The following is a 25708-nucleotide window of genomic DNA, read 5'->3' as shown; positions in this document are numbered from 1 at the left end:
CCGACCCGGACGGTAGGATGCCGCGATGGTTGTAGCCGCAATTGCGTCTCAACGACACGGCTTCGGGAGGCGGCGACGTCGCCGCCCCCTTCTTGACCACTTCAGGCGAAATCGAACAGCAGAATCTCGGCCTCGGTCTCGGCGGTGACCCGCAGGCTGGCCTCATCCTCGATAGCGGCGCCATCGCCGGCCCGCATTTCATGGCCGTCGAGCGTGACCATGCCGCGCGTCAGTTGCACGAAGGCCCCCCGGCCCAGGCCGATCGCATGTTCGACCGTTTCGCCGGCGGCCAGCCGGGCGATATAGAGCCGGACGTCCTGGTGGATGGTCACGGCCCCCTCCGATCCGTCGGGACCGGCAACCAGGTGCAGACTGCCTCCAGCCTCCGGCACCCTGATCTGCTCATAGCCCGGTGCCAGGCCGGACCGGTCCGGATGGATCCAGATCTGCAGCAGATGCAGCGTGTCGGTGTCGGACGGATTCATCTCGCTGTGGGTGATGCCGGTGCCGGCGGTCATGCGCTGCAGGTCGCCGGCCCGGATCTCCGCCCGATTGCCCAGGCTGTCGCGATGGGCGACCGCGCCGCCCAGCACATAGGTCAGGATCTCCATCTCGGCATGCGGATGCGCCGGAAAGCCGGCGCCGGGAACGACGCGGTCCTCGTTCAGCACGCGCAGCGAACGAAACCCCATGCGCTCCGGGTCGCGGAACCGGCCGAAGGAAAAGGTGTGGCGGCCCTCGATCAGGCCGGTCTCGGTGCGGCCCCGGGCCATGCGGTCGTGCAGCGTGATCATGTCCGTCTCCCGTCGTGCTGTGGTGACGCAGAGATCGGCCTTTCCAACCGCCCGCGAAAGCCGCCGGTCAGGAAACGCCGTGTTCGACTGGAGCGAACGACAAGCCCTGCTCCCACGGCGCCGGGTCGGTGCACCCTGCCGCCAGATGATCGACCAGCGCCCGCACCCGGCGCGACAGGTGCCGGGTCTGCGGATACAGGGCATGGATCACGTCGGCCACCGGCTCGGCGTCCAGCGGCACCGGCACCAGCCGGCCGTCGCGTAGCGCATCGGCGGTGATGAAGGTCGGCAGCACCACCAGGCCCAGCCCGGCGATGGCGGCGTCGCGCGCGGCCTCGCCATTGTTGACGGTGACCCGGCTGCGCATCACCACCGTGCGCGGCGGGCCGCCCGCGGCGAAGGGCGTGAACTGCCACAGCCAGGCCGACGGCGCCTCGGCATAGCCGATCGCCTCATGCTGCGGCAGCTCCGCCAGGCTGCGCGGCAGCCCGACCGCGGCGGCATAGCCCGGGCTGGCGCAGACGACGCGGCGGCTGGCGGCCAGCCGGCGGGCGATCAGCGCCGAATCGCGCGGCCGGGTGATGCGGATGGCGACGTCGTACCCCTCCCCCACCAGGTCGACCATGCGGTCGTCGAGGTCGAGGGTCAGCGCCAGCCCGGGGTGGCGGCCGGCGAAGTCGAACAGCACCGGGCCGAGATAGAGCGTGCCGAAGCTCATCGGTGCCGCCACGCGCAGGGCGCCGCGCAGGTCGCCATCGCTCTCCGCCACCTCCGCCGCCGCCTCGTCGAGCTGGCGCAGGATGCTGCGGCCGCGCTCATAGAAGGCCAGGCCGCGCTCGGTCGGCAGCACCCGGCGGGTGGAGCGCTGCAGCAGCGCCCCGCCCAGCCCGGCCTCGAGATCGGTGATGCGCTTGCTGACCACCGATTTCGACAGGTTGAGCCGCCGGGCCGCGGCGCTGATGCTGCCACTGTCGACCACCTGCAGGAAGGTGGCGATGTCGTCGAGCCGATATCTCATCGTTCGATCATATCGAACAGCGGTTTCGAGGAAAGCGGCATTTCCGTCATGCCCGGCAATCCCGATCTTGGGGGCAGAGCGAAACCGCACCGGCCCGACCGGTGCCCGCGAACGGAGATGATGATGGCAACCACCACCACGACGACCGGCCACCTGGCCAGGCCACGCAGCCTGGCCCGCACCCTGCGGGGCCGCGCGACCAGCGAGGGCGCCGGGGTCAAGCTGACCCGCGTGATCGGCCAACCCGGCCTGCCGGATCTCGACCCCTTCCTGATGCTGGACGAATTCCGGTCCGACGATACCGCCGATTACCTGGCCGGCTTCCCGGACCACCCGCATCGCGGCTTCGAGACCGTGACCTACATGCTGGCTGGCCGGATGCGCCATGGCGACAACAAAGGCAATGTCGGCCTGCTCGGCCCCGGCAGCGTGCAGTGGATGACGGCCGGCAGCGGGATTGTCCATTCCGAGATGCCGGAGCAGGAGAACGGCCTGATGTGGGGCTTCCAGCTCTGGGTCAACCTGCCTGCGGGCGAGAAGATGACGGCGCCGCGCTACCAGGACATCCCGGCCGACGCGGTCCCCGAGGTCGCCGCGGGTCCCGGCGCGACCGTCCGCGTCATCGCTGGCCGCTTCAACGGTACCGACGGCGCGGTCGAGGGCGGCACCACCGAGCCCATCTATCTCGATGTGCATCTGGAGGCCGGGGCCGTGATCGATGTGCCACTGCCCGAAGGCCATGCCGGCTTCGCCTATGCCTATCAGGGCGCGGCGGAGATCGGCGGCGAGATGTTGGAGCGCGGCACGCTGGGCATGCTGGGGGCCGGCGACGGTGTGCGGGCGGCGGCCAAGGCCGGCCCGGCCCGGTTCCTGATCGTTGCCGGCAAGCCGCTGCGTGAGCCGGTGGCGAAATACGGGCCCTTCGTCATGAACACCGAGGCGCAGATCGTTGAGGCGATCGAGGATTTCCGCGCCGGTCGGTTCTGAGCAAGTACCTGATCGTGATAAAAGGGGTGGAGGCCTGCAGGCCTCCACCCCTTTTTTGCGGGGCCACTGCCACCCCTCCCCTCACCGCCAGCCGCAGCGTCGCCGCCCGTAATCGACGATCGGCGCCAGCCAATCGATCCAGGCCTGGTCGGCACCGTCGACCCAGGCTTCGGTGATCGGCGGCTCTGCCATCACCAAGCAGACGCTGTCAGTCGCCCCGGCGCTCGGCGTATTCGCGCAGCCAGCGGCGACGAGCGCCAGGAGACAGAGAACGCAGAGCCTGGTCGCGGCGGACGACATCGAGCACATGGGTCAGGGTCTCCTGGGTCTGCAGCGCCGCGACGCTGGCTTTGCCCGCCGAGAAGACGCGCCAGACGACGAGGGTGAGGATGGCGGCGGCCAGCGTGCCGACCGCCAGCCAGCGGCCGATGGTCGAGCCGAGCAGTCCGGCGATAAGACCGATCATCATCGCCGCCGGGTCGCCAACCAAATCAGGAGTCCGGCTGCAGCAATGACGCCAACGGCAGCGAGCGCGATCACCGGCAGGCCGGCCAGATCGTGCAGGATCGGCACCGCCGGTGCGATCTGCTGCAACGCGGTCACCGCAGCGCTAATCACCGCCGTGCCGCCGGCCGCCACCGTCACCGTCGTCTTGGCCCGGTCCGCGATGTGATTGACCACAGCCTTCCCCGGCGGCTTTACCCCGGCGCGGAACAACCCCTCATCGATCGTCGCGTTGGCATAGCCGTTGCGGCCGTTCTCATGGGTGATGACAGCTCGCACCAATGGCGCGAGGTGCTCATACGAATGCAGGTCGAGCAGCGTGTCGGCCCCGAAACCTGTGAGCCGGGCGACATGGTCGACATAAGCGGAGGTATCGTTCTCCTGGCCTGGCGCCCAGCGGCCCATCAGGCCGCGAATGGTGCGCAGCCCGTGCCGGTCCTGATAGGCGATCAGCAACGCGGCCAGCGCGCGGATGCCCCATTCGACAGCTGAGAACACCTCAAACCGGCCGGCATTGTCTCGGGACTCGCGGGTCGTCCGGTACTCGGCATCCGATAGCCTGCCCTGCCATTTGTTGGCGGCGATGCGTTCGATGTTGCCCGGATTGTTGTTCCGCTCACCGCGCGTCTTTGCCTGCATGCGCCCCTCCTGAAACCGAAAGCCCCGCACGTGGCGGGGCGATTTGATCGAAATTGTCCCCGATCGGCCGGGGACGGCTGTTGCGGCAGACCTCATCCGCCACCCGTCTTGCCACGGAGATAGCGAGCAATCACCGCATCCACGCCCTGAGTTCCGAGAGAACCAAGCAGCGTCGCAACCCCCCACTGCACGATCTCCGGCGCACCGAGATAGGATCCAACGGCACCGCCCATGACGCCGAATCCAAGCATGCTGGGAATTTCGAAGACCAAGCGCCGGAGCGAGAACGGCTTGCCGGTAACGGCGTCATGGGCATGCCGCATGAAGACGCCGATGCCGGCGGATAGCACCGGGCCAATCAGGGGAGCGAGCAGCGCAAGGGGCCCGGGATCGGGCGCGACGGGGTCGGCCATAGAATTCTCCTTGTTGACGGCTCCTGCGCGGCCGTCAGGCATGAAAAAGCCCGCCAGAGGCGGCAGGCTTGACTCGTTCGGCGTATCCCCGGACCATCCCGACCATATTCAAGGACGTTTCAGGGAGGGGCTCTATGGTCTCGTCGACTGATCGCCAATGGCAGAAGTGGGGCGCGCAGAACCCCTATTTCGGAATCGTCGGGATCGAGACGAAGGAGTTCGAAACGCGCTGGCGCGAACGCTTCTTCGAGACCGGCAAGGTCCACATGGACTTGGTGTTCGACCAGTTGAAGCGATACGACGCCCTGCCGGAGGGCCGGGCCAAGGCGCTGGATTTCGGCTGTGGCGCGGGCCGCCTTCTGCTCCAACTCGCCGACAGGTTCGACGCCATCGTCGGGGTCGACGTCTCCCAAGACCAACTCGCCTTGGCGAAGCAGAATGTGACGGGCAATGCGCCGCGCCTGCTCACGTCCCTCGACCAGTTGTCCGGCGAGGCCGGCACCTTCGACTTCGTCAACACCTTCGTCGTCCTGCAGCACATCCGCCCGGAGCAGGGCTACCAGATCATCGACAAGCTGCTGAAACTGCTGCGGCCCGGCGGATCGTTCGCCATCCATTTCACCGTCGACGACACCCAGGATCTCCGCCGGCGCCTCAACTGGGCCCGGTACCGCATTCCCCCGCTGCACTGGGCCTACAACCTGTCGCGCCGCCGGCCGTTCAGCGAACCGATCATGGAGATGAACAAATACGACCTGTCCAAGGTCGGGATGATCTTCATGCAGAACGACGTCGGCCGGTTCGGCACGAAACTGTTCAACCACACCGCCAACACAGGAATGCTCACTTTCGGCCGCAAAGAGCCTGGTATAGATGTCCTGCCGCAGAACATGGCTGGCGATTCCAACTGAGACTCCGCGCGATGAAACTCCGATTTGACGACCTGACGTCCCTGCGCGGCGTAGCGGCGCTGTCGGTCGCCGCCATGCATCTGTGGCTCGACCTCAACAACCAGGCCCTCATCGCAGCGGACTCGGTCTTCAACACGGGGACGCAGTTCATCGCCAAATCGTACCTGTTCGTCGATTTCTTCTTTGTTCTCAGCGGCTTCGTTCTGTTCATCTCCTACGCCGGAGAGTTCTCGACCCGCATCAACCTGCGGGACTGGAAGACCTTCCTGGTCCGGCGCATCGGGCGCCTCTTCCCGCTGCACCTCTTCATGCTCGCGCTCTTCCTGCCCTACGAGCTGTCACGCATCTACCTGAGCACAGGAAGCTCCGCCTTCGCCCCGCCGAACACGGTGGAGAACTTCGTGCTGTCCATCTTCCTGATGCAGGCCTGGGTACCGCACGGCTTCGGCTGGAATTCGCCGGCCTGGTCGATCAGCGCCGAGTGGTTCGTGAACATCTTTTTCCCGGTGCTGGCCTTCATCGTGCTGCGTCAGAGCCGCGCCTTCTCCGCCGCCGCCGCCGTCATCCTGCTGGCGGGAATCGGCGTCTGGTGCCTGTTCATCGCCCCGGACGTCCAGCTCTGGAACAACTCGAACTATCCGCTGCTGCGATGCGCGATGGAATTCACCATCGGCCTCTGCATCGGGCGCCTCTCCGGCGCCGATCTCGTGCGAGCCACGCCGGCCATTCCCGTGATCGGGTCCCAGCTCTCCATCGCCGCGATCCTGGCCGCCGCGATCCTGGCGATGCATCTCGGCCTGAACGACACCTATCCCGTCGTCGCCTTCTCGCTGCTGATCTACGCCATCGCGGTTCGGCGGAAGGATACGGCCTTCCTCTCCCCCCGCCCGCTGCGGCTGCTGGGCGAATGGTCCTACTCGATCTACCTGGTGCACCGACTGATCTGTGTGGTCACCAGCTTCGTGGTGAGCCGCCTGATGCACGGTCGGATGCTGACCGACCTCGAGGCGGCGGCCATGTTCGTCGCTGTCCTCGCCGTGGTGATCGGAGTCTCCGCGCTGACCTATCGCTGGATCGAAGTGCCGGCGCGCCGCGCCGTCTATGGCATGACGATCCGGAACGCGCGAACCGCGTAGGACCGATACCGTTGCAGCGGCCGCGCCGGGCTCTATGATGCCGCCGGCATTTCAAGGCGATGGCGTGATGACCAATATCTCCCAGCAGGCCCAGTTCAGCCTGATCAATCCGCGGAGCTTCACGCCCATCAGGACGATCCTGCTGATGGCCGCGCTGTGGGCCGTCATCCTCGCCCTGGCGCCGATCGGCATCTACCGGTCGGACCAACTGTATCCCTATCTCCTGCTCGGAATCAGCTTCGTCGCCCTTCTGGTAGGCCTGGCCCTGTTCGAGCCCCGTTCGATCCCCACCATCACCATGGATCCGGAAGAGCGCCGCCGGATGCTCCGCAGCCTCTACCGGATCGCATTCATTCTCGGCGCCTTGGGCATCGCGGCGCGGCTGGGCGACTGGATCCTGCTGCGAGGCCTGCAGATCGACACGGACTTCCTGGAGAACCGGGAAAAGATCGAGACCGCCGGCTCCAACGCCCTCTCGATGGCATCGACCCTGCTGGTGCCGTTCAGCCTGACGCCCTACATCATCTATGCCGTGGCACGGCGCAACGGGGACAAGGTCGGCAAGGCATGGCAGAGCCTGGGGCTGGCGCTGCTGTGGCCGGCGCTGACCATCATCATCGGGTCGCGATCGATGATGATGATGAGCCTGGGCATGCTGTTCATCGCCCGGATGACCATCTTCCCCCGCACCTCAAAGCTGATCGTCTGGACCTGCGTCATCGGGGGCCTGGTGCTGGTGTATCTCGGCGGCCTGATATTCCTGGAGCGCCTGACCCAGGTTGGGTTGAAGCCCGAAGGCGTCATGAAGCTCTCGTCGTTCACCAAGCTCGCGCCCGTGACCAACGAGTATTATCGGCTGACGGCGAGTGCATCAGAGGTATGGCGAAACACCATCTTCATCTTCACGACATTCTCGCAATACTATGTGCATGGGGTCCCCGAATTCGTCTATCAGGTTGAGCACTACAACGGCGCTGACCAATGGGGCGCCTACACTTTCAACGTGTTCGGCCGCGCCAGCGCTGCACTATGGGGCGTCCCCTATGACAGCAACGCCATTCTCAATCTGCCCCCGAGGCTCGGGGTCTATACGACTTTGTTCGGACCGTTCTACATAGACTTTGGGCCGCTCGTCCCGATATCCGGATTCTTGTTCGGAGCTGCGATCTCCTGGACGAGACGCTGTGTGCTGCGCGGCGACATTGGGGCGCTTTCGCTCTACATCGCCTTCACGATGCAGATCATCCTGTGCGTCGCGATCAACGGCATCACCGCCGCCTACGGCATTTTTTACACTTCTGCCTTCGCCGCGTTCTGGCTTGGGTGCGTCATGGTGCGCCGCCGGTCGCGGCGGTCTCCGGCTGCTACCGGGCCGCGGCCGGCGTACGCGGCCCTCGGCTAGGGCCGGCCGGTCAGACGCCCGCCTTTCGACAGGCAATCCAGGAAGCCACCACTTCCGCATACTGGTGCTTACCGGTCGGGCCGAAATGGAGCTCGTCGTTGATGTCGCCGACCACGGCCCCCGTCGCCGCGTCGGTAGAGGCGACCGTAAGCGGCCAGTCGGCGTCCTGCGTCAGATGCGCCCACACCGGCAGCACGAACACCTTCGCGTCGGCCATGACCGTCGACCGGAAGTTGAGGATGGTGCGGATCGCATCCTTGTTCTCGGCCGACCACTTGAAGTCGGCGGCGCCGGTGCGCGGAATCGTGGGGAACACGATGCCGATGTCGGCCGTCGGAAGCGCCGTCCGGATCTGATGGATCATCACGTCGAGGCCGTGGGCGATGTTGGTGATCGACGTCGGCGGCCCGTCGTGGTTGACGTCGTTGGTCCCCAGGCTGACCACGACAAAATCCGGATCGGCCCACCCCGCCACCAGGCCGGCGAAGCGGTTGAGATAGAACCGCATGTCCCAGATGTAACCGTTGTGCACATAGCCGGCCGGGTCGCCGCCGGTCGCCACGCGCAGATGCGGCAGCTTGGTGATGCGCGCCCCCTCGCTGCCGGCCAGGTAGGCCGTCTCGGCCCCGGCGTCCAGCGGCGTGCCGTAGGTGGTCTTCTGGTAGATGTACTGGGCGAAGTCGATGCCGCCGCGGCCCTCGCCTGGGGTGCCTGAGTTATCCAGCGTGCCGATGAAGCTGGCCGTCAGTCCCATGGCCGTCAGCTTGTTCTTCAGATAGGTCGTCGTGTCCAGGTTGGTCAGGCTGTCGCCGATGCAGGCGACGCGCACCGTGCCGGCCTGCGTCGCCGGCGCCTTGTGCACGGTCAGGCCGCGGCGATAGCGGCGTGCCGGGAAGGCGCTGGCGCTGTCGCTGTACCGGCGGATGGCGATCTCGGCCGTGGCGCCGAGCCGATCCGGCGTGACGCGGATCGCGCCGCCGGTCGACGTCTCGGCGACCGGCAACAGCGCCGCGTTGATCGACGCCAGCGTGACGGCGAAGGGCTTGGCCTGGGTCCGGACCTCGCAGATGTTGTCGGGATAGAGCGCCTGATCCCGGCCCGTCACGGTCCACATGTCCGAGGGGTAGAGTATCGCCGGGGTCGGGTCGGAGACGGCCGCACCGCCCTCGAGCGCACGGACGCGGATCGACAGGTTCTGCTCGACCGGATAGTCGTCGCGCCGGATCCAGAACGCCGGCCCGTATCCGACCGAGAACTGGGCGCCGGTCGCCACCAGAACGGTGCCCGGCGTGACGCTGTCCGCGCCCAGAACATACCAGCGATAATCCGTCCCGGCCGGCATGATGCCGGAGACGCTGAAGATTGCGGCGTTCGCCGACAGCTTCTTTTCGAGGGTAAGCTGGACGCCCGCCCGCGTGGCGTCGTCACCCTTGTAGAACAGGATCTTCGGCACGGCGTAGTAGTCGGCCGTGCTGGTTTGGAAATAGACCCGGGCGAAGAACCGAGCGCCCGGCCGGTAGTCCGGCAGATCATCGCCGTAGAAGGGCCAGGGATTGAATGGGTCGTTCAGGTAGCAGCCTTCCGTGAACCCCAGCGCCAGCAGATTGGGTTCGGTGATCGCCGGGAAGCTCGGCGTGGCGATCTTGCGTCGGGCGGTGCTCGGCGTCTTGCCTGCGACAAAGACATTCGGGCTGGAGCCGCCCGGCACATCGCCCGCCAACTGGTGCTGCGACGTGACCCGGAAGCCACGGGATCGCGCCAGGACGGTCGCGCCGGCAGTCGGCGAGAGCGGGCCCGCGTCGCTCGCCGTGTTGACGATCGCGTTGGTCTGAACGTTGTAGTAGACGGTCCTGGTGCCGCTGGCAGAAATGTCGATCTCGTCGAAGCGGCCATTGGCCGGGACATAGATATCCAGCAGGCCGTCCTGCCGCACGCGGAACGCCGGGATGAGAAGCTTCTGGGTCGCCCATTCAACGATCATCGGTTCGTTGATGATCACCTGCGCCGTGCCAGGATCGTCGACCTCGACCGCTGCGAATACGCTGGACCATGTGCCGCCCGACCAGGTGCCGATCAGGACATAGCGCGCGATGTCGAGCGGGTTCGGCAGCGCGACGGCAGACAGCACCTTGACCGTGTTGTCGTTGAGGTCGAGATAGACCCAATTGCGCTGCGCGGTCGGCAGCACAATTTCAGACCAGCCGGGCAGATGCGTGCTGTCGGCATTGGCGATGGTGATGTTGACCTGAGCCGTGCCGCGGCGACGGAAGAAGCTGCGGGGCACATACAGCACATTGGTTCCGCCGCCGTAGACGTCGGTGCGGTCCAGGCGGATCTTCTGCTGAAAGACCACAGCGTCGAGCGTGGCGTTCTCCAGCACGGTGGCGCGGTCGCTCAGCACCGTCACCCGGTCGGTGCCCATCACCCACACGTTGCCTGCGTCGTTCCAGTACCAGAGGGTCGGGAAATTGTTCGCGTCAACGGGGTCGGCATAGACGAGGCCGATCCGCCCATCCGGCTGCGCCAGGTCGGCATCCATCGCCGCCTTGGTCGGATAGGGCTTCGCCCCCACCCCGGCGGCCTGCGCCAGCGCCATGATGAAGTTCAGCAGGCGCCGGATGTCCTGCTTGGCCGGCTCATGAACCGAGCCGTCGACGTTGAAATCGGCCCAGGTCTGTTCGACGGTCGGAATCGCCATGACCGGTCTTCTCCATCAGTCTTCGGTTGAGGCCCGCAGGCCTAGAGGACGGCGCCGACGCCCTGCAAATAGGCGTGGATCGCGTTGTAGAGATCGAGTTCCTGCGTCGCAGTAAGGCCGGCGCCCCAGTGCGCGGCGCAGACCTCGGCGTCGCTGTAGCTGGTGGTGCCGGCCCGCAGGATGGTCACGGCCGTCGCCGGCAGCGCGGTCGACGTCACGGCCGACGCGGCCTGGGCTGCGCCGTCATGATACTTCGCGCAGACGGTCGACCCCGTGCGCGAGAGGCAGAAGTGACCCAAGCCGGTCGGCGCGCCTGCCGCCGTATTGCTGACCGAGCCATCGTTGAGGGCCGTCCGGATATTCCCCGACACCGCATCCTTGGTGAAGATGAAGGCGCCGGACGTCCCGATCTCGGCCGACGTCTGCGAGGCCGACGTGGTCGCCGCCGTCCTGACCCACACGCTCAGGTGCGCGCTGTTGAGCGCCCACTGGCCGCCGGCGGTCGACGGCACGAAGGTGCTGGTCAAGTAGCCGCCGGCGGTCGAGCCGACGCCGGTTCCCTTGTAGCCGTGGTCGGCCGTGAAGACCGGGCTGGCGGTGGCGGTCAAGGCGAAGGTCGCCGGTGCCTTGGCGTTCAGCCGCGCGGCCTGTGCGTCATGCGCCGCCAGCAGGTACAGGCAATCGAGAACCGCCCACACCCCGGCCGTCTTCAGGGCGATGAACAGCGTGTTGAGCAGCGTCTGGCGCGCGAAGGACGGCATCACCGTCATGGCGGCGATGTAAGCCCATGCGTCGGCGTCGATCGCGTTGACCGTCACGGCGCGCAGGCCCGACGGCAGGCTCTCGTTGCCCGCCACGGTCTGCGTCGCCGTGACGTTGTTGATGCCCAGTCCGAGCGGCGTGGTCGGCGTGACAGTCCAGACGCCAGAGCCGTTGGCCGTGCCGGTGCCAACCTGCACCGCGTTGGCGAACAGCTTGATCGCCGCACCGGGCATCGACGTGCCGGAGACCGGCGGCCGGGTGTCGTAGGTCGTGAGCGGGCCCGACGGGCTGGTGATCGCCGGCGCCGCCGGCGCGAGCTCGGCCAGCTGCGGCCCGGCCGGCAAGCTCTGGACGTCCGACCAGTTGGCCGCCGTCGCGAAATAGTACCAGTCGCCGACGCCAGGCGTGTCGATATAGGCCTGCGGCGCGCCCGGGGCGCCATAGAGCGGGCTGCCGAGCTGCGTGGCACCGACGAAGCTGGTGGTGCTGCTGCGGAAGAACCGCAGCGCGGCATGGCGCGGCGAGTTGGGCGCGGTGGCGGTGACCGTGACGTTGGCGACGCCAGGCACCGCCGCCTGCGCGGTCAGCCCCGTCGGCATGCCAGGCGATGCCGGATCCGCCACTGCCATGAAAGGCGGCGCCGCGGTCCAGCTCGAGGACGTCCCGCGCGGCCCCTTGAAGCGGACCCCGGCCTCGTAGTTCTGGCCGTCCTCGAGCGGCGGCGTCTCGAAGGTGTTGGTGTCGGGAATGACGCCGGCCGACTGCCAAGCCCCACCCGCCTTGCGCCAACGGCCCTCGGCGACGAAGGACGCGCTGGGCGGCGCGGCCCAAGCAATCACCGCCGTGGCGATCAGCGTCTGCGCGTCGTACTGCCGGTGCATCACCGTCGAGATCACGCCGGTCGGCGCCGGGGTGGCCGGGGTCACCGACGGCCCGTCCGGCACCGGCGCGCTGTCGCGCTCGTCCGTCGCCGCGGTCCAGTCCCACCAGCCGTCATAGCTGGTAACGTCCATCTCGACCGTCATGGTGGTGCGGTCGATCCGCATGCCGGTGATCTCGAACACCTGGTCGATCTCCAACTCGGAGATCTGCAGCCGGATCCAGCGCTCGCCCCAGGCGTCGAGCAGGGCCAGGGTGCCCCGCACCTTGCCGGCCCATTCCGGGTTGCCGTGTTTCAGCGTGTACCGCGCGACCCGCTGCGCCTGGCCGTCGGTCGGCACGAAGCGCAGCTTGATCCCACTGCTCTCAGTGCCGTTGCGGTCGATCGAATCCTGGTCCATCTGGATCCCGGCTTCGGTCTCGGCCCAGTTCTGCGCCTTCGAGACATAGGTGGCGCGCACCTCATTGATGCGCGTGATCGCCGCGGTCCCAGTCGAGAAGTCGTATTCCAGGATCTGGTCATCGTTGACCGTCACCCCGGCGACCGGGTTGGGCGCGCCGACCGACAGTCCGATCTTGCCGTCCGGCCCCTGCGTCAGCCGGCCGCCGCAGGCGTCGAGCAGGTCGGACAGCACCGACTTGCGATCCTCGGTCAGGTCATAGGCGCCGCAGCTGCGCCACCGCTTCTCGGCCGGCTTCAAGGGATCCTTCAGCGGGATCAGCTGGTCGCAGACGGTGGCCGCCGCGGCGAAGCTGGCGAGGTCGATGTACTTGTGGATGTCCAGGCCGAACCCGACCGGCACGCCGGCCTCGGTCCGCGTGAGATAGTCGAGCAGCACCAGCGCGGCGTTGTCGGACCAAGCCCAGCTCTCTTCATCATCGATATGCTGATCGTCGAGATCGGGCCCTTCCTCGCGGGGGTCGTAGATCTTGGCGCCCTTCAGCGTGGCGCGATAGGCGGGCGGTCCGCTGGGGAAGACCTCCGACTGCTGCTCCGGCTTCAGGTCGCTGTACCCGACATAGGTGCAGCACAGGCCACGGCCCCGATGAGCCGGCACCGTCCATTCAGCCGCGGCAGCTGGCAGGGTGATCGTCTGGTCCGGGGTCCCGAGATAGGTGTGGATATAGACCGAGCTATTGGTGCCGGCGCGGAACTTTGAATAGGGATCGGTGGTGACGCCGCCATTGTCTTCGCGCACCTCGACGACGTCATCCGCCAGCCAGTGCTCCACCACCGCCTCGCACTCATGCGCGGCATGGCAGACCAACGTGTCGAGCCCGCCCCCATCGTTGTCGCTGTAGAAGATGAAAGCGCCGGCCAGCCGGTATTCGCCATAGCAGCGGGTGCGGGCCGGCACAGCCTGCTTGATGCTCTGGCTGCCGTCTTCGAACTTCGGCTTGGGCGGCTGCGGCGCCAGCAGGGTGCCGGCCAGCGTGCCGGCAATGGACAGGCCGACGCCGATCACGCCGAGGACACTGATGCTGGCGCTGCCAATGGCTATGGTTCCGGCGATGCCGGCAATGGCCGGGATGGCGGCCCCGCCGGTGGCGACGATCGCCGCCAGGCCGAGCACGATGGGGAGGGCCTTGGCCATGCGGTCAGATCCTCCAGGCGAATGAGCAGGCGGGGCATACGGCGAGCTTGTCGCCGATCTTGGCGAGCCAGTCCCTCGGCCCGCGGACAGCGAGCGCCGGGCCGTCGGTGGTCATCACGATGCCGATGTCGCCGGGCTGCGCCTCGGCCGGCGCGACCAGAGTCGCCCCGATCGCCTGCATTGCCCGGGCGGTGACGCGGACAAGCCCGCCGTCGCACAGCAGCAGGCGCATATACTCGCGCCGGGTGCTGTACTGTCCGCGCCAGCCGGCGGCGAGGTCCCGGCCGGTGCAGATGCGCACCCAATCGGCCGCCCAAAGCGAGCAGTCCATCACGCCGAGCTCGAACGGCGTCGCGTCGCCATGCCGGATGTGGGCGGCGAGGTCGGTCAGAAGCGAGGCCATGTCACCGTCCGGTCCACCATCTTCGGGACGAACTCCAGCGCCTTGTCGCCGGGAAAGCGGCGCTGCTGGTCGCGATCGGTCAGCAACCCGAACGGCGCCCGGCTACGCTGGGCGAACAGGGTCTCGGCCGGCAACGCGATCGTGCGCTGGATCGGTCCGGTCGCGGTGAAGCTGGGCTTCTGCATGATCCAGGTGCCGATCGGGATCAGCCCGTCGAGCTCGACCAGGCCCGGCATAGTGGCATCGTAGAAGCCGAGCCAGATGGTGATCGGCTGGCCTTCGATCTCGTCCGCGGCCGCATCCTTCTTCGCCGCCGCGACGACACGGGCATCGACGCCGGAAAGCGTGAGGCTGAGCTGCGGCGCGGTGCCGTTGATCGCCTGCTCCAGACCATCGATCGACTGCAGCGGGTTGCCCTGGCCGTCCTGGCGGTGGCCGATCCCCTGCCAGGTCTGGCCGCCGCGCACGATCTCGCCATCCCCCTCCCACACCCGGATGGGCTGGCTCTTGAAGGCGAACAGCACGAAGAAGGCGCAGACGACATGCTGGCCCTTGGCCTGGGCCTCGGAGGAGTCTGGAAACAGGGGCATCAGAAGACCTCGACCAGATCGAATGTCGCGTTGCCGGTGCGGGCCAGTTGCAGTTCGAATGCGCCGCTGTCGTCCGTCATGAGCCGCATGGGCAGCCGGGCATGGCACCACTCGACCGGATCATCCGCGTCCAGCGGCGTGCGCAGCCGCGGTCGGATGTCGAGCAGCGCCTCCTCGCCCGGCAGCGGCGTGGCCCCGGTGATGACGTAGAGATAGCCGCCCAGGCCGACGAAGGTCCCGTCCAGCACCGGGACCATCGTGGCGCCGACGTCGACCTGGACCTGGTAGGCGCCTGCCGCCGCATCCGCTGCGACCACCGGCGGCGTTCCGCCCTGCTGGAAGCGGGAGCCGTCGGTGTGGGAGGTCTTGTCGCTATACGGAATGCCGCCAATCAGCGGGATGATCTGGTTCCCGTTCCGGCAGTCACAGGGCCCGACCCGCACGGCGTTGGCCCGGCCGTCGAGCTTCGCCAGGAGCGCCCGCGCCGCCCGGATCTTCGCCGGGGTGTGCAGCGGCACGGTCAGGCGCGCGATCCATCGGCCCAAGCCGGACGAGACCGCCTGCTCGCGCCCCTGGATCGTCTCGCCGCCGGAGCGCGTCCTGGCGTCGATCCGGAACGTCTCGGCATTGGCGACGAGGATGCTGGGCCAGTCGTAGATGATCACGACGTCAGCCCAGGATCTCGATGACCGACCCCACGCCGGCGGCGAAGTCGAGGACGTCGGCGGCCGTGTCGAGCTCGTGCCGGGTTTGCCTGGGCAGGCGGGCGGACACGGCAACGCAGACGCTGGCGCTGAGCGGCATGATGATCTCCTGGTTTGGGAAGCTTCAGGCGAAGCGGATGGCGTGCTGGCGATTGATTTCCGGCACGCTCTGCAGGCCCTTCTTCACGGCGGCAGAGGCGATCTCGGCAATGGCGCGGTCGCCGTTGGCGCCGGCCATGGAGATGTTGAAGGTGATTGGCTGGCCGGAGCCGCCACCGCCGCCGGCCGCGTTCTTGATCGCGCTGTTCGGGATCACTTGGCCGGGGACGGACGGGGCGAACCATTCCCGGCCGGTCTCGCCTACTTGATAGATCTGGCCGGGCAGCGCCTGGCCGCCAGCGGCACGTTTGCTGGGATAAGCGGCCGCCATCGACCCGCCGGTGCCGAGGGCACCGATCCCGGGTGCTGGCGTGGAACCTCCGCCGATACTGCCAAGGAGACCGCCGAACGTTCCGAAGATGGCATCGAACAACTTCCCAAGCGGGCCGCCGCCATCGCCACCGAGCGCCGCCGCCTGGACGATCAATTGCCCTAAGGCGATCCCAATTTTGATCAGGGCATCCGAGAAGCTGGTGGCACCCTGAATGCCGCCCTGGATGGCCTGGGCGACAGCCTGAAGGCCTTCTGCATATCCGCCGTACTCGGATTTTAGTTTGAAGAGCTGCCGGCTGTAGGTCTCGGCGTTAATAGCGCCCTCGTCATGCAGCCGGTTGAGATCATTCAGCGAGACATTGTAGGCCTCCAGGGCATTCATCGAGGCCTTGGTCAGCGCTTCGCCCTTGGCAAAGTCGGCGAGCGTGAGGTTCGAGAGCCGGAGCCATTCGGCATTGGCGGTGCGCTGCTTGACGAACAGGTTGTACCGATCCGTGCCGTACTTGAGGCCGCGCGCCAGGGCCTCGCTCTCGGCGTCGTACTGCGCCCTGGCGCGTTCGCGGGCCGCGTCGCCCTGCGTGTAGACAGCGATCAGCCGGGTGTTGAGGTCGATCTGCTGCTGGATCTTCAGGTTCGATTTGTCGATCGCTTCGCCCTGCTTGGCCGCAGCCCCGGCGCCGCTGCTTTTCTTCGTCCCCAGGTTGTTGAGGTCATAGATTGGGTTTGGGCCTTCAAGTTCGGCCAGGTCAACGCTCGGGAACGCATTCGGAATCAGCGTCGGGGTGCCCTTGCCGCCGAAACTGAGTGCCCCGGAACTGCCCAGGCCGAACGTCGGCTTGGCGTTCGACAGCGCGGCGAGCTGGCCGGTCAGTCCCTGGATCGTCCGGCCGAATTCCAGTGCCGGGATGACCGCGTTGATGAACCCCTGGCCTAGGATCTTGGTCGCCTCCGCCGCCTGGCCGGCCGATGACGTGAAGGCCTTGTTATAGGTGTCGAGCGTCTGTTGCGTCAGCGCCTGCTTCGCGAGTTCCGGTAGAAGCACGACCACTGCTGCCTTGATGTCGTCAACAACACCCGCCGCCGGTTCGTATGCGGCTTTGAAGTTGTCGGCGGCAATGACAAACTGGTTGAGCTGAGTGAGCGTTGGCTCGGACGCGTCGAGGAGGTCAGTCAGGGCTTGCCTGAACGGGGCAAAAGCTGCCGGCGCCGCCTCACCGGACTGTCGAAGCGCGGCCGTCGTGTTGTCGATGGCCTGAAGAAGCTCCTCTAGCCGACCATTCTCCTTGATCTCAGCGAAGCTTTTTGCGATGGCCTTGTTGTTCGTCTCGATCGCATTGGAAAGCGATAGCCCAGCCAGCGCTCCATAGCCCTGCTGCAACAACGAGAGCTCATTCCTGGACTTGAGGACCTCCTCATCCGTCGTCGACAATGCGCCTTTCAGGGCATCCATCGCTGCCGAGAAAGCCGTCGCGGCGGCTTCTGCCGCATCCATCTCCTCGGCGTAGCCGCCAAGGGACGCGATGAGCGCATCCAGGGTGGCACTGGCGGCCCCGATTACGACCCCCCAAGGCCCGAAGGCGGGAGCCAGCACGGCGCCCTCCTGCAGAAACAGATGGAGCGCGTTCTGCCCGTCGCCCAGATTCCTAATCAGGTCCGGAAGCCGAGAGGCTACGGTCCCGGCCACCTTCTCGACCGTGGCACCGGCCTTCTCCGCAGCGGCCTCGACCTTCGCCATGTTGCGATCGGTGCTGTCGGCGACCTGGTTCATCGTACGGTCGTGCTGTGCGGAGATCGCGACGATCTCGACCACGATCTGATCGGCGATTTGGGACATTGCGGCACCTCGGCGAGAAGCGGGCTCGACACGGGAACAGATTCACGGGAAACTGGAATTTCCATTTATGGGGGATGGAATATTATATGCTCAACTTTCTGAGATATCGCGGCGCCTGCACTGTCCTGCGGGTGGCCACTTTGTCGGCTGCAGTCGCGTTTGCGGCCCCCGCCATCGCCGCCACGCCACAGCAATGCGACACGCTCAGGACGCTGCTCAAGACCTTGGAAAACAGTCAGCGGACGGCCGCGGACCAGTCTGGAGCGATCATGACCCAACCGGTGAGGCTTGAAGCCACGATCGCACTCCTGAAGCTCAAATACCCGAGCATCGACCCGGCCGACCTCGTGGCGATGAGAGACGTGGCCAACCGGGTGAGCACCTCCAGCAACCTCCTGCTGAAGGATTTCGATGCCACGATGAAGGTCCTCTACGACGGCCTCGCCTTGTTCAACGATCTCTGCCATTGACCGAGCCGGCCGGGCTCGCAGCGACCGTCCGGCGTCCGTCATCCCGCCAGGAAGCCCGTCTCCCGTGCCCGGGCCAGCATTTCGTCGAAGGCGTCATCGGATGGTGCCGCAGTGGTCGGAGCGCCGCCGGGATCCATGATCCTGGCGTATTCCCGACCGGCGAGCAGGAATTCGGCCAGGCTCATGCGGCGGACTTCGAGCGGCGAGAGCCCGACCGCGAGGGCCTGCCCGGTGAAGGCCGCGACGTCGATCCATCCGTCCCTTCGCCCGCCGCGGCTTCGGCTTTTCCCTCCGGCTCCTCCGACGCTTCGGCGACGCCGAAATAGGCGGCCGAGATGACGGCCTGCGCCGTCGCCAGATGGTTCGCCGGATCGCGTGGATCGGCCAGCGGATGGCCGTCGACATAGGTCTCGATCAGCTCCCGCGCCCGCACCGCGGGCAGGCCACCACCGATCAGGCCGAGCCGGAGGGTCTCGACGATGTCGCCGGCGTACCAGCGGCGCTGGATCAACAGCCGCTGCGCGATCTCGCCCAGCCCGACGCCGCACAGGCGCTGCAGCTCTTCGATCTGCTTGAGCTTGAGGGCGAAGAGATGGGTGCCGTCGCCCCATCTCAGCTCGATTTCGGCGGCGACGTTCGGCTGGCCCGCCATCAGGTCGCCGCCGTCCAGGCCGGCTTGCCGTTCAGGGTGATGGCGATCTGCACCGTCGCCCGCTGGCCACGCTGGGCGGTGACCTGGTAACTCGTCAGGATGCCGGGCGCCTGGTAGTAGCCGCCGAAATCCGCCGCGGTGACGTCGTACATCCAGCGAACGTTCTTCTCGGCGCCGGAGAACGCCCACTCCTCCCAGGTCTTGCGGGCGGTGCGGTCGAGCACGCCCTGGCCGCTCAAGGTCATCTGCAGGGCGGTGATGTCGGTGATCTTCCAGGCCGGGTCATCCGGATTGTCGCAATCCGGGATCACGGTCTCGTTGGTGTCGGTGGCAATGGTCATGCCCAGCTCGGTCAGGCCGCAGGGCGCGGCGAAGACCTCGGTCGGGGTCGCCCCGCTACCGAGCAGGATCATCACATCGCTGAACTTGAAGGTCTTGGCCTGGGCCATCGGGATCTCCTCGAACGAAAAGACCCCGCACAAAGGCGGGGCCGGGCATGCCAGCAGGCATGAGTGGGGACGCTACTGCGCCGCGATGCTCTCGAACTCGACGACGCCGTGAGTGACGCCCTGCTCCGCCGGGTCGTCGAGCGTGAGGGTCTGCCGCCATTGCAGCGACAGGACGGTGCCGCCGGCGATGGCGAGATCGGCCTCGTCCAGCGCCGCGACCACGGCTGCGGTCAAGGGTTCGACCGATCCGCGGCCATGGCCCTTGACGAAGGCGTCGACCTGCAGCTGGACCAGGCTGCCCTGCACCCCACCCGTCGCCTCCCATGGGGATGCGATCGTGGTGGTGCAGCGCAGGAAGGGATAGGCCGGAGCGGCCGAGACGTAGTCGTAGACGCGGGTCCCGACCAGCGCCGCCACGCCGGAATCGGCCTGCAGCGCGGCGACCACGGCGCGGCGCAGCGGGCCGGAGAGGTCACGGCCGCTCATGCGGGTCGTCCTTCGGCTTGGGGATGCGCCGGCCGGCACCGGCGGCTTCCGCGGCATCGGCCGTGGCGGTCGGGACCAGCAGCGTCGTTCCCGCCCGGTAAGCCAGGGCGAGACGGCGCGACGGCCGGAAATCGAAATCGGCAGTGAAGCAGATCCAGGGCACGGTTCGGTCTCCTGTTCGGGGGGCCGCGAGGACCGGGACTTCACGCATCCTCCACACCGCGGCGGGCGGCCTGGACGATCCGCTCGACCACCTCCATCCGCTTCTTCGCGGTGGCGGGCCGCAGATAGGGCCGCGCCGCCACGCGCGAGGTGCCGAATTCGAGATCCGCGGCATAGGGCGCGGCCGCCACCACATCGACCGCGAGCTCGCCCCGCCGTTCCACGGCGATGCTGTGTTCGAGCCGGCCGGTGTCGGCGTTCGGCGGCTCGCCCGGCTGCGACGGCACATGGCCCGGTCCCCGCACCGCGTCGATGGTGATGCTGGTCACCGCTTCGGCCGCGACCAGTTCCGCGGCCGGTACCAAGGCTTGGCCGACCCGGGTGCGAACGGTCTGGCCGATCCGCTTCAGGCGTCGGATATGCCGGTCCGCGCCGGTGACGTGGGCCATCAGGCCGGCATCCCGGTCAGGACCCAGGCAGCCCCCGCCGGATCGCGCTCGACGGCGCCGATCCGCCAGCGGCCGCCGGCCAGGGTGATCTCGTCATCCGGGGTCGGCGCCGCAGCCACCCCGGCCTGCAGCACGATCAGCCGCGCCGCCCGGTCCGGGATGCCCCAATCGGCGCGCTGCCGGTCGGTGACGTTATCGCGATGGCCCTTGACCGGGACATCCGTGAACACCGGCGGCAGGATCACCTGTCCGTCGACATCCTTTGCCGCGACATGCAGCGTGCCGTCAGGCAGCAGCGGCGTGAAGGCGGTGCCGAACACCGCCCGGAGCGTTCCGTTGAGCAGGCCCATCACACCACCGACACGGCCGGAACGTTGCGCTGCATCAGCTCGAGGAAGCGGCGGCCATAGCCGGTCGAGTCGAGTGTGCCCGGCTCGGTTCCGGCGTCGTCGCGGCGTTCGAGTTCCAGCTGGCCCGATTTCATCCGCCGGAACCCGCCGCCTGCCACCGCCGCGGCCTCGGCGCCGCTGCCCTGGCCGTCCAGCGTCAGGATGTGCGCCGCCAGCAGCAGCCGGCCGAGGCGGATGTCCGCCTCGCCGGCCCAGCTGCCGTCGACCTGCAGGGCGGCCTCGTCCAGCGCCGCCTGGACCACGGCATCGGCGACGGCGGCGAAGTCCGGAAAGCGGACCTTGAGCTCGGCGGGGGTCGGAGCCGCCATGGTCAGGCCCCCCGCCCGAGCATCCGGGCCAGCTCGGCCTCGGCCTCGACTTTGGAGAAGGGGCCGGCCTGCAGCACCTCGCCGTCAACACCGACGATGTGATACTGGCCGAAGCGCTTGTGAACCACGGTCGGGGCATCGGGATTGCGCGGCCGGTCGGCCCAGGCCAGCAGCCCGGCCTCGACCTGCTGCCTGGCATTGGCGATCTCGGCCTCGGTCAGGTCGAGATCGGCGACGGCGCCGGGCTCGATCAGCCTTGCCTGCCCCTGGGCGTAGAGGAAGCGCGGCCCCGGCGAGATGTTGGCGATGCGCATGACGCGCGTCCTCCGACGAGAGAGAAGCAAAGCCTGTTCGAGGATGCATTTGGGGCGAGTCGGGTGGCGGTGGTTTCGAGAACCGGCGCGCAGCGGACATGGTCGTCCGTGAGCACCGGAAGCGCAGAAACCGCCGCCAGACGGCCGCCCCGGGCGCATCATCGAGCGGGCGGATCAGATGCCGTCGCCGTAGCGGAACGCCTTCGGCCGCCGGATCTCGACGCCGCCGGTGCGGAAGATGCCGGGCACGTCGAACGCCAGCGCGCCGGACTGCCACGGCGCCTGGAAGCGGTGCGGCATCGGCAGGTGCAGCTTCACCACCTGAGGGTCGCGGCGATAGCCCACCATGCGGGCGCTGGACCCGGCGCCGGCGGTTTCCAGCCCGCGCACCGCGCGGATGGTCAGCGGTGCGCCGGTGATGGCGGTGTAGGTGTTGTTGCGGCGCAGATGCTCGAGGATGGTGACGTCGCTGGTGGCGGTGCGCGCCGTGGTGGCGATGTAGTCGAACTGCGTCACCGGCAGCAGCAGGGTGTCGGCCATCTCGACGGTCAGCGACCCGGTGTAGACTCCGCCCAGCAGCCCGTTGATGTCGCGCAGGATCTGGTCCGGGGTCTTGGCCGACCACAGGGTCGAGGCCCCGGCGCCGTCATTGGCGACGTTGCCGGCGAAGACGTTGGCGTCGTTGATCAGCCCGGTCCAGCCCTTGGACACGCCGCTGGGCGGCACGCCGCGCAGCGCCACGCCGTCCATGAACTCCTCATAGGCGCGCACCGCGGCGGCGGCACGGTCGGCCGACAAGTTCAGGCCGGGGATCATCATCGCCTGGCCCAGTTCCTCGGTCGTGTAGCGATAGCCGATGGCCGCCAGCTCCACCGGCTGTTCGCTGCGGTTGCGCTCGACATCCGCCAACGGGACGTCCTTGGCCAGGGCGTTGTGCCACGCCGCCTGGCCCAGCTTGTCGGTGGAGAAGAAGGTGACGCTCTTGGCCCAGGGGTTGGCCGAGGTGTCGACCGGCACCAGGCTGGGATACTGAATGTCGGGGTACTGGATCTCGTAGGCCTGGGCCTCGATCTGGCTGGTCTGGGCGACGAGGAAGCCCAGCGCCTGCTGAGCATCGAATGCGAACATGAGGGGGTCGCTCCTTGAGGGGCTGGGCGATCGGATGGTGCGGGAGGGGGTCACGCGGCCGGCAGGGCGCCGCCGAGCCGCAGCACGGCAAGGCCGCCGGCGCCGGCAGCGGTCATCCAGCGGGCCCCGGCGACGGCGAAATTGGCGCCATCGGCGGCGACGCTGGACAGCACGCCGGTCGCAGCGGCGAAGGTGACGTCCTGGCCGGCCGCGACGGCGCCGCCGACCACGACCCAGATGTCGCCTTCGGTCAGCACCGCGATGCTGTCGTTCAGCAGGTAGCGGTCGGCCGGGCTGGAATCGAGGGTGACGTCGCGGATCGAGATGCCGACGAAGCCGGCGGCCGCGGCGGCGCCCAGCACCGCGCCCCTTGCGGCGGCGCCCTGGCCGACGGCGACGCCGAACGGAATGCCGCCGGCGGTCTCGACGATGCGGGTGTCGCCATCGGCGTTGGTCATGTTGGCGACCAGCCCGGCGACGCCGGGCCGGAGGGTTTCGCTGTAGCTGCTCTGCGCGACGGCCATGTCCGTCTCTCCTTTTGCTGAAGCTGACTGCTGAAGCTGGGCGGCGGATCGGGCCGCATCGGAACTCAGGGGGCCGGATCGGCCGGGTTGCGGGGCTTCCAGGCCTGGGCCAACCGGCCATCGCGCCGGCGCAGCGCCTCGGCCCTGCGGTCGCCCGGCAGTGGCCGGTCGGCCAGGACTTGACGCAGCGGATCGGGGTGCCGCGGATCGGGCGTTGTCGCGGGGACCAGCACCCGGAAGGCGCCTTCGATCGCCGCGTCGGTCATCTCCTGCGCCGCGGCCTCGCCGATGCGGGCGGCGACGGCGGCGCGGCGGATCTCCGCCCCGCTTCGCCCTTCGATTGCCAGCCGGTCGCCGGCGATCCGGCGGGCATCGGCCACCAGCGCGGCGCGGGCGGCCGCGGCGGCATCCAGCCGGGCCGGGGTCAGCTCGGCGTCGCGCAGCCGGGCGGCCAGGGCGGCGATCTCGCCGTCCTTCGCCTCGGCCGCCTGGTGCAGCGCCGCGATGTCGGCCTGGAGGGTGGCCACCGTCGGCGCCGCCGGCGGGGCCGCCCCGCCGGTCCAGGCGTCGCCGATGCGGCAGGCGGGGCCGGCGCGGGCGGCGTCGACCACGGCCAGGTGGTTGGCGCGGATGCGGCGCTGCACGGCGTCATAGGCCTGGCCGCCCGCGGTGGTGCCGGCGGTCCAGTCGATCTCGGCGGAATAGCCGACGCTGAGCTGCCGCCGGCCGGCGGTGACGGCGTCGATCGCCGCCCGGTCCATCAGGATCAGCGGCACGCGGATGTAGTCGCCGTCGCGCGCCACCTCGCCGCCGACCTGGCCGACGCCATGCGTCTTCCAGTTGGCGGCGGTGACCGCCTCGGCCGGATGGTCGAGAGTGACCGGCCGATGCGCCATCGAGGCCATGGCGTCGGCCGCGAAGACCTCGTCCTCGGGCCGCCAGACGCGAACGGCGGCGAGGTCCGGCCGCCCCATCTCGGCGCCGCTGTAGGTCTGGACGCCGGTGCGGGCGATGCGGGCGGCGGCGACCAGATAGCCGTCGGCCGTGGTCCGGCTGTCGCCGACCAGCGTCACGTCGTCGGTGATAAGCATGGGATCTCCCGTGATGGCAGGTCGTGGGATCGAACGGCGACCCCAACCTCTTCAATTGTCATCACCGGGCTTGACCCGGTGGTCCAGGGACTATCGAGGACGGCGCCGGCTGCCCCTGGATTGCCGGGTCAAGCCCGGCAATGACAGAAAAGGGCAAGATAGACCGTCGAAAACACCGGTCAGATCAGGTCGTCGACGCCCTGACCTCCATCTCCGCCTCCTCCACCGACTGGGCGTCGAACTCGGCATAGGCGGCCTCGATACCGGGGTAGAGACCGTCCTCGACCACCTGGTTGCGCACCGCCCGGCCCAGCACCTCGGGCGGGATCAGCCCGGCCGAGGCATAGACGGCGGTGGTCTCGGCCTTGGTCTTGGCCACGGCCGCACGCTCGACCGCGCCCAGCTGCCACAGCGGCGCCCAGTCGAAATGGATCTCCGCCGGCCGCTCGCCGAGCGCACTGAGGATCAGCGCCTCGTCCAGCCGGCGCAGGGCCGGGCCCAGCACCACCCGCTGCTCGGCCGCGATGCGGTCGTAGTAGTTGCGGATGTCGCCCTCGCCGGTGGCGTTCAGCCCGGCCGGGGCCTGGCCCAGCAGGCGGGTGGCCGGGATGTCGGCGGCGCCGGCGGCGACCTGCAGATATTGCTGCATGATCTCGGGCAGCTGGGCGAAGCTCAGCTGTTTGCGGTCCCACTCCTCCTCCTTGTCGATCACCAGGGCGTTGACCAGCCCCTTCATGGTGTTCGCCAGGGTGAAGCGGTCCACCAGCTTGGCGGCGTAGTCCTGGCTCGACAGGCTCTGCGCCAGGCTGGGAATGCGGATGACGTCGAGCTTGGCCTCATGGATCAGCGCCGCCACGCCCTGGGTGGCGAGGCCGGCCTGACGGATGGCGTCCATCACCGCCTGCAGCACGCTGTCGCCCCAGCCGTCGGCGCCTTGCGCCGCCCAGTCCGGCAGTTCGGCGCCCAGCAGGCGGATCACCCGGCTGGGATGCAGCCGCACGCTTTGACCCGCCCTCCTCTGACCAGCCCCGCTTTGGCCGCCCCCACTCTGACCAGCCGACGCCACCTGGTACCAGGCGGGCTCGCCGAACAGCGGCGACAGCACGTCGCGTTCGATCTCGCCGGGCGAAATCTCCCAGCGATGCATCACATGCAGGTAGCGCAAGGCCCCGAGGCCGATCGGCGGCAGCGGCTGCGACGGGTCGGCATCGCCCGCGCCCAGCACCAGCGCGGCGCCGCCGTACAGCCGCGCCAGCCGCAGCGCGCGGGCGACCTTGGCCTGCAGGCCGAGCCGCGCCTCCTCCGCCTCGATCGCCGCGATCTGCGGCGGGGCGGCGTGCCAGCGGCGCCATTCCCGGGTCATGTCGAAGGGCGGCACGTCGATCACCTTGCGGGCGATCCAGTCGCCGCGATAGGCGGCATCGAGTTGCCCGCGATCCTGGGAAAAGAGCCCGAACCGATCATGGGCGAGCTTGTCCTTGGCCGAGAACAGCCCGGCGACGACGTTGGTCAGCGTGTCCAGCAACAAGGCGGGCCTCCGAAATCCCGGGCCCATCCGGCCCGA

Annotated in this window: 30 protein-coding genes; 5 read left to right on the top strand and 25 right to left on the bottom strand. The window is 68.2% G+C overall.

Annotation, left to right across the window (positions count from 1 at the left end; all coding sequences use genetic code 11):
- Positions 1–101: 101 nt before the first annotated feature.
- Positions 102–794, bottom strand: coding sequence for a pirin family protein (locus AB4112_RS14805; protein WP_441720657.1), 693 nt, complete (start codon positions 792–794; stop codon positions 102–104).
- 67 nt (positions 795–861) lie between these two features.
- Complete coding sequence (locus AB4112_RS14800; RefSeq protein ID WP_441720655.1) at positions 862–1812, bottom strand: LysR family transcriptional regulator; 951 nt, start codon at positions 1810–1812, stop codon at positions 862–864.
- A gap of 123 nt (positions 1813–1935) precedes the next feature.
- Here AB4112_RS14800 and AB4112_RS14795 point away from each other — a divergent pair, with 123 nt between their 5' ends.
- A complete protein-coding gene (locus AB4112_RS14795; protein WP_441720653.1) occupies positions 1936–2799 on the top strand; it encodes a pirin family protein in 864 nt (287 codons plus the stop codon).
- Positions 2800–3007: 208 nt separating this feature from the next.
- Here AB4112_RS14795 and AB4112_RS14790 read toward each other — a convergent pair whose 3' ends face one another.
- The 3 genes from AB4112_RS14790 to AB4112_RS14780 all read right to left on the bottom strand — a co-directional run bounded on the left by AB4112_RS14790 (position 3008) and on the right by AB4112_RS14780 (position 4355).
- Positions 3008–3268 carry a hypothetical protein gene (locus AB4112_RS14790; protein ID WP_309794369.1) on the bottom strand — a complete coding sequence of 87 codons (261 nt, stop codon included), beginning with the start codon at positions 3266–3268 and terminating at the stop codon, positions 3008–3010.
- Positions 3265–3942: a structural protein gene (locus AB4112_RS14785; RefSeq protein WP_309794371.1), complete on the bottom strand. Its 678-nt coding sequence runs from the start codon at positions 3940–3942 to the stop codon at positions 3265–3267. Before AB4112_RS14785 ends, AB4112_RS14790 begins: the two co-directional genes overlap by 4 nt.
- Before the next feature lie 92 nt (positions 3943–4034).
- Positions 4035–4355 carry a hypothetical protein gene (locus tag AB4112_RS14780; protein WP_309794373.1) on the bottom strand — a complete coding sequence of 107 codons (321 nt, stop codon included), beginning with the start codon at positions 4353–4355 and terminating at the stop codon, positions 4035–4037.
- Positions 4356–4423: 68 nt separating this feature from the next.
- Here AB4112_RS14780 and AB4112_RS14775 point away from each other — a divergent pair, with 68 nt between their 5' ends.
- The 3 genes from AB4112_RS14775 (at position 4424) to AB4112_RS14765 (ending at position 7804) form a co-directional block, all read left to right on the top strand.
- Positions 4424–5266: a class I SAM-dependent methyltransferase gene (locus AB4112_RS14775; protein WP_441720650.1), complete on the top strand. Its 843-nt coding sequence runs from the start codon at positions 4424–4426 to the stop codon at positions 5264–5266.
- 11 nt (positions 5267–5277) lie between these two features.
- The gene (locus tag AB4112_RS14770) at positions 5278–6402 is read left to right on the top strand and encodes an acyltransferase family protein (protein WP_441720648.1); all 1125 of its coding nucleotides are present in this window, start codon (positions 5278–5280) and stop codon (positions 6400–6402) included.
- A gap of 67 nt (positions 6403–6469) precedes the next feature.
- On the top strand, positions 6470–7804 hold the full coding sequence (locus AB4112_RS14765) for a hypothetical protein (RefSeq protein WP_441720646.1): 1335 nt from the start codon (positions 6470–6472) through the stop codon (positions 7802–7804).
- Between the two features lie 10 nt (positions 7805–7814).
- On the opposite strand, the gene AB4112_RS14760 is transcribed toward AB4112_RS14765, so the two are convergent.
- From AB4112_RS14760 to AB4112_RS14730, 7 genes are all read right to left on the bottom strand, one after another.
- Entirely contained in the window at positions 7815–10343 is a 2529-nt protein-coding gene (locus tag AB4112_RS14760; RefSeq protein WP_441720644.1) for an SGNH/GDSL hydrolase family protein, read from the bottom strand.
- 200 nt (positions 10344–10543) lie between these two features.
- Positions 10544–13738, bottom strand: a complete 3195-nt coding sequence (locus tag AB4112_RS14755) for a phage tail protein (RefSeq protein ID WP_441720642.1) — start codon at positions 13736–13738, stop codon at positions 10544–10546.
- A 4-nt stretch (positions 13739–13742) separates the two neighbouring features.
- Positions 13743–14141, bottom strand: a complete 399-nt coding sequence (locus AB4112_RS14750) for a DUF6950 family protein (protein ID WP_309794381.1) — start codon at positions 14139–14141, stop codon at positions 13743–13745.
- Complete coding sequence (locus AB4112_RS14745; protein WP_309794382.1) at positions 14126–14731, bottom strand: hypothetical protein; 606 nt, start codon at positions 14729–14731, stop codon at positions 14126–14128. Before AB4112_RS14745 ends, AB4112_RS14750 begins: the two co-directional genes overlap by 16 nt.
- Positions 14731–15396 (bottom strand): hypothetical protein, encoded by a 666-nt coding sequence (locus tag AB4112_RS14740; RefSeq protein WP_309794383.1) that lies wholly within the window; start codon positions 15394–15396, stop codon positions 14731–14733. The genes AB4112_RS14745 and AB4112_RS14740 overlap by 1 nt, the downstream gene beginning before the upstream one ends.
- 4 nt (positions 15397–15400) lie before the next feature.
- Positions 15401–15535 carry a hypothetical protein gene (locus tag AB4112_RS14735; RefSeq protein ID WP_441720639.1) on the bottom strand — a complete coding sequence of 45 codons (135 nt, stop codon included), beginning with the start codon at positions 15533–15535 and terminating at the stop codon, positions 15401–15403.
- Between the two features lie 24 nt (positions 15536–15559).
- Complete coding sequence (locus tag AB4112_RS14730; RefSeq protein ID WP_309794385.1) at positions 15560–17701, bottom strand: hypothetical protein; 2142 nt, start codon at positions 17699–17701, stop codon at positions 15560–15562.
- 86 nt (positions 17702–17787) lie between these two features.
- Here AB4112_RS14730 and AB4112_RS14725 point away from each other — a divergent pair, with 86 nt between their 5' ends.
- Entirely contained in the window at positions 17788–18171 is a 384-nt protein-coding gene (locus AB4112_RS14725; protein ID WP_309794386.1) for a hypothetical protein, read from the top strand.
- Positions 18172–18209: 38 nt separating this feature from the next.
- Here AB4112_RS14725 and AB4112_RS14720 read toward each other — a convergent pair whose 3' ends face one another.
- The 13 genes from AB4112_RS14720 to AB4112_RS14660 form a co-directional block, all read right to left on the bottom strand.
- Positions 18210–18356 carry a hypothetical protein gene (locus AB4112_RS14720; protein WP_309794387.1) on the bottom strand — a complete coding sequence of 49 codons (147 nt, stop codon included), beginning with the start codon at positions 18354–18356 and terminating at the stop codon, positions 18210–18212.
- Positions 18353–18823, bottom strand: a complete 471-nt coding sequence (locus tag AB4112_RS14715; protein WP_309794388.1) for a gene transfer agent family protein — start codon at positions 18821–18823, stop codon at positions 18353–18355. Before AB4112_RS14715 ends, AB4112_RS14720 begins: the two co-directional genes overlap by 4 nt.
- Positions 18823–19272 (bottom strand): phage tail tube protein, encoded by a 450-nt coding sequence (locus AB4112_RS14710; protein WP_309794389.1) that lies wholly within the window; start codon positions 19270–19272, stop codon positions 18823–18825. The genes AB4112_RS14715 and AB4112_RS14710 overlap by 1 nt, the downstream gene beginning before the upstream one ends.
- Before the next feature lie 72 nt (positions 19273–19344).
- Positions 19345–19758 carry a DUF3168 domain-containing protein gene (locus AB4112_RS14705; protein ID WP_309794390.1) on the bottom strand — a complete coding sequence of 138 codons (414 nt, stop codon included), beginning with the start codon at positions 19756–19758 and terminating at the stop codon, positions 19345–19347.
- Positions 19745–19921 (bottom strand): hypothetical protein, encoded by a 177-nt coding sequence (locus tag AB4112_RS14700; RefSeq protein ID WP_309794391.1) that lies wholly within the window; start codon positions 19919–19921, stop codon positions 19745–19747. Before AB4112_RS14700 ends, AB4112_RS14705 begins: the two co-directional genes overlap by 14 nt.
- 40 nt (positions 19922–19961) lie before the next feature.
- Entirely contained in the window at positions 19962–20369 is a 408-nt protein-coding gene (locus tag AB4112_RS14695; RefSeq protein ID WP_309794392.1) for an HK97-gp10 family putative phage morphogenesis protein, read from the bottom strand.
- Positions 20369–20719, bottom strand: coding sequence for a hypothetical protein (locus tag AB4112_RS14690; RefSeq protein ID WP_309794393.1), 351 nt, complete (start codon positions 20717–20719; stop codon positions 20369–20371). Before AB4112_RS14690 ends, AB4112_RS14695 begins: the two co-directional genes overlap by 1 nt.
- A complete protein-coding gene (locus AB4112_RS14685; RefSeq protein ID WP_309794394.1) occupies positions 20719–21087 on the bottom strand; it encodes a DUF4054 domain-containing protein in 369 nt (122 codons plus the stop codon). The genes AB4112_RS14690 and AB4112_RS14685 overlap by 1 nt, the downstream gene beginning before the upstream one ends.
- A 2-nt stretch (positions 21088–21089) precedes the next feature.
- Positions 21090–21401: a hypothetical protein gene (locus tag AB4112_RS14680; RefSeq protein ID WP_309794395.1), complete on the bottom strand. Its 312-nt coding sequence runs from the start codon at positions 21399–21401 to the stop codon at positions 21090–21092.
- A 174-nt stretch (positions 21402–21575) separates the two neighbouring features.
- Entirely contained in the window at positions 21576–22529 is a 954-nt protein-coding gene (locus AB4112_RS14675) for a DUF2184 domain-containing protein (RefSeq protein WP_309794396.1), read from the bottom strand.
- Between the two features lie 50 nt (positions 22530–22579).
- Complete coding sequence (locus AB4112_RS14670; protein ID WP_309794397.1) at positions 22580–23053, bottom strand: structural cement protein Gp24; 474 nt, start codon at positions 23051–23053, stop codon at positions 22580–22582.
- A 65-nt stretch (positions 23054–23118) separates the two neighbouring features.
- On the bottom strand, positions 23119–24144 hold the full coding sequence (locus AB4112_RS14665) for a DUF2213 domain-containing protein (protein WP_309794399.1): 1026 nt from the start codon (positions 24142–24144) through the stop codon (positions 23119–23121).
- A 184-nt stretch (positions 24145–24328) separates the two neighbouring features.
- Positions 24329–25672, bottom strand: coding sequence for a DUF1073 domain-containing protein (locus AB4112_RS14660; RefSeq protein ID WP_309794401.1), 1344 nt, complete (start codon positions 25670–25672; stop codon positions 24329–24331).
- Positions 25673–25708: the final 36 nt, after the last annotated feature.

The organism is Inquilinus sp. 2KB_23 (assembly GCF_052115705.1).
Taxonomy (GTDB): Bacteria; Pseudomonadota; Alphaproteobacteria; order DSM-16000; family Inquilinaceae; genus Inquilinus; species Inquilinus ginsengisoli_A.
This window is presented reverse-complemented; position numbering and strand designations above follow the sequence as displayed.

What these genes read in the sequence shown, in the direction of transcription:
- AB4112_RS14765 (WP_441720646.1), top strand. Translation starts at nt 6,470, where the DNA reads ATGACCAATATCTCCCAGCAGGCCCAGTTCAGCCTGATCAATCCGCGG.
- AB4112_RS14690 (WP_309794393.1), bottom strand. Translation starts at nt 20,719, where the DNA reads ATGGGCCTGCTCAACGGAACGCTCCGGGCGGTGTTCGGCACCGCCTTC.
- AB4112_RS14785 (WP_309794371.1), bottom strand. Translation starts at nt 3,942, where the DNA reads ATGCAGGCAAAGACGCGCGGTGAGCGGAACAACAATCCGGGCAACATC.
- AB4112_RS14685 (WP_309794394.1), bottom strand. Translation starts at nt 21,087, where the DNA reads ATGGCGGCTCCGACCCCCGCCGAGCTCAAGGTCCGCTTTCCGGACTTC.
- AB4112_RS14665 (WP_309794399.1), bottom strand. Translation starts at nt 24,144, where the DNA reads ATGCTTATCACCGACGACGTGACGCTGGTCGGCGACAGCCGGACCACG.
- AB4112_RS14795 (WP_441720653.1), top strand. Translation starts at nt 1,936, where the DNA reads ATGGCAACCACCACCACGACGACCGGCCACCTGGCCAGGCCACGCAGC.
- AB4112_RS14750 (WP_309794381.1), bottom strand. Translation starts at nt 14,141, where the DNA reads ATGGCCTCGCTTCTGACCGACCTCGCCGCCCACATCCGGCATGGCGAC.
- AB4112_RS14710 (WP_309794389.1), bottom strand. Translation starts at nt 19,272, where the DNA reads ATGGCCCAGGCCAAGACCTTCAAGTTCAGCGATGTGATGATCCTGCTC.
- AB4112_RS14770 (WP_441720648.1), top strand. Translation starts at nt 5,278, where the DNA reads ATGAAACTCCGATTTGACGACCTGACGTCCCTGCGCGGCGTAGCGGCG.
- AB4112_RS14805 (WP_441720657.1), bottom strand. Translation starts at nt 794, where the DNA reads ATGATCACGCTGCACGACCGCATGGCCCGGGGCCGCACCGAGACCGGC.
- AB4112_RS14675 (WP_309794396.1), bottom strand. Translation starts at nt 22,529, where the DNA reads ATGTTCGCATTCGATGCTCAGCAGGCGCTGGGCTTCCTCGTCGCCCAG.
- AB4112_RS14735 (WP_441720639.1), bottom strand. Translation starts at nt 15,535, where the DNA reads ATGCCGCTCAGCGCCAGCGTCTGCGTTGCCGTGTCCGCCCGCCTGCCC.
- AB4112_RS14715 (WP_309794388.1), bottom strand. Translation starts at nt 18,823, where the DNA reads ATGGCGGGCCAGCCGAACGTCGCCGCCGAAATCGAGCTGAGATGGGGC.
- AB4112_RS14725 (WP_309794386.1), top strand. Translation starts at nt 17,788, where the DNA reads ATGCTCAACTTTCTGAGATATCGCGGCGCCTGCACTGTCCTGCGGGTG.
- AB4112_RS14745 (WP_309794382.1), bottom strand. Translation starts at nt 14,731, where the DNA reads ATGCCCCTGTTTCCAGACTCCTCCGAGGCCCAGGCCAAGGGCCAGCAT.
- AB4112_RS14730 (WP_309794385.1), bottom strand. Translation starts at nt 17,701, where the DNA reads ATGTCCCAAATCGCCGATCAGATCGTGGTCGAGATCGTCGCGATCTCC.
- AB4112_RS14760 (WP_441720644.1), bottom strand. Translation starts at nt 10,343, where the DNA reads ATGGATGCCGACCTGGCGCAGCCGGATGGGCGGATCGGCCTCGTCTAT.
- AB4112_RS14680 (WP_309794395.1), bottom strand. Translation starts at nt 21,401, where the DNA reads ATGCGCATCGCCAACATCTCGCCGGGGCCGCGCTTCCTCTACGCCCAG.
- AB4112_RS14695 (WP_309794392.1), bottom strand. Translation starts at nt 20,369, where the DNA reads ATGGCCCACGTCACCGGCGCGGACCGGCATATCCGACGCCTGAAGCGG.
- AB4112_RS14790 (WP_309794369.1), bottom strand. Translation starts at nt 3,268, where the DNA reads ATGATGATCGGTCTTATCGCCGGACTGCTCGGCTCGACCATCGGCCGC.
- AB4112_RS14780 (WP_309794373.1), bottom strand. Translation starts at nt 4,355, where the DNA reads ATGGCCGACCCCGTCGCGCCCGATCCCGGGCCCCTTGCGCTGCTCGCT.
- AB4112_RS14705 (WP_309794390.1), bottom strand. Translation starts at nt 19,758, where the DNA reads ATGAGCGGCCGTGACCTCTCCGGCCCGCTGCGCCGCGCCGTGGTCGCC.
- AB4112_RS14720 (WP_309794387.1), bottom strand. Translation starts at nt 18,356, where the DNA reads ATGAGCCTGGCCGAATTCCTGCTCGCCGGTCGGGAATACGCCAGGATC.
- AB4112_RS14670 (WP_309794397.1), bottom strand. Translation starts at nt 23,053, where the DNA reads ATGGCCGTCGCGCAGAGCAGCTACAGCGAAACCCTCCGGCCCGGCGTC.
- AB4112_RS14800 (WP_441720655.1), bottom strand. Translation starts at nt 1,812, where the DNA reads ATGAGATATCGGCTCGACGACATCGCCACCTTCCTGCAGGTGGTCGAC.
- AB4112_RS14755 (WP_441720642.1), bottom strand. Translation starts at nt 13,738, where the DNA reads ATGGCCAAGGCCCTCCCCATCGTGCTCGGCCTGGCGGCGATCGTCGCC.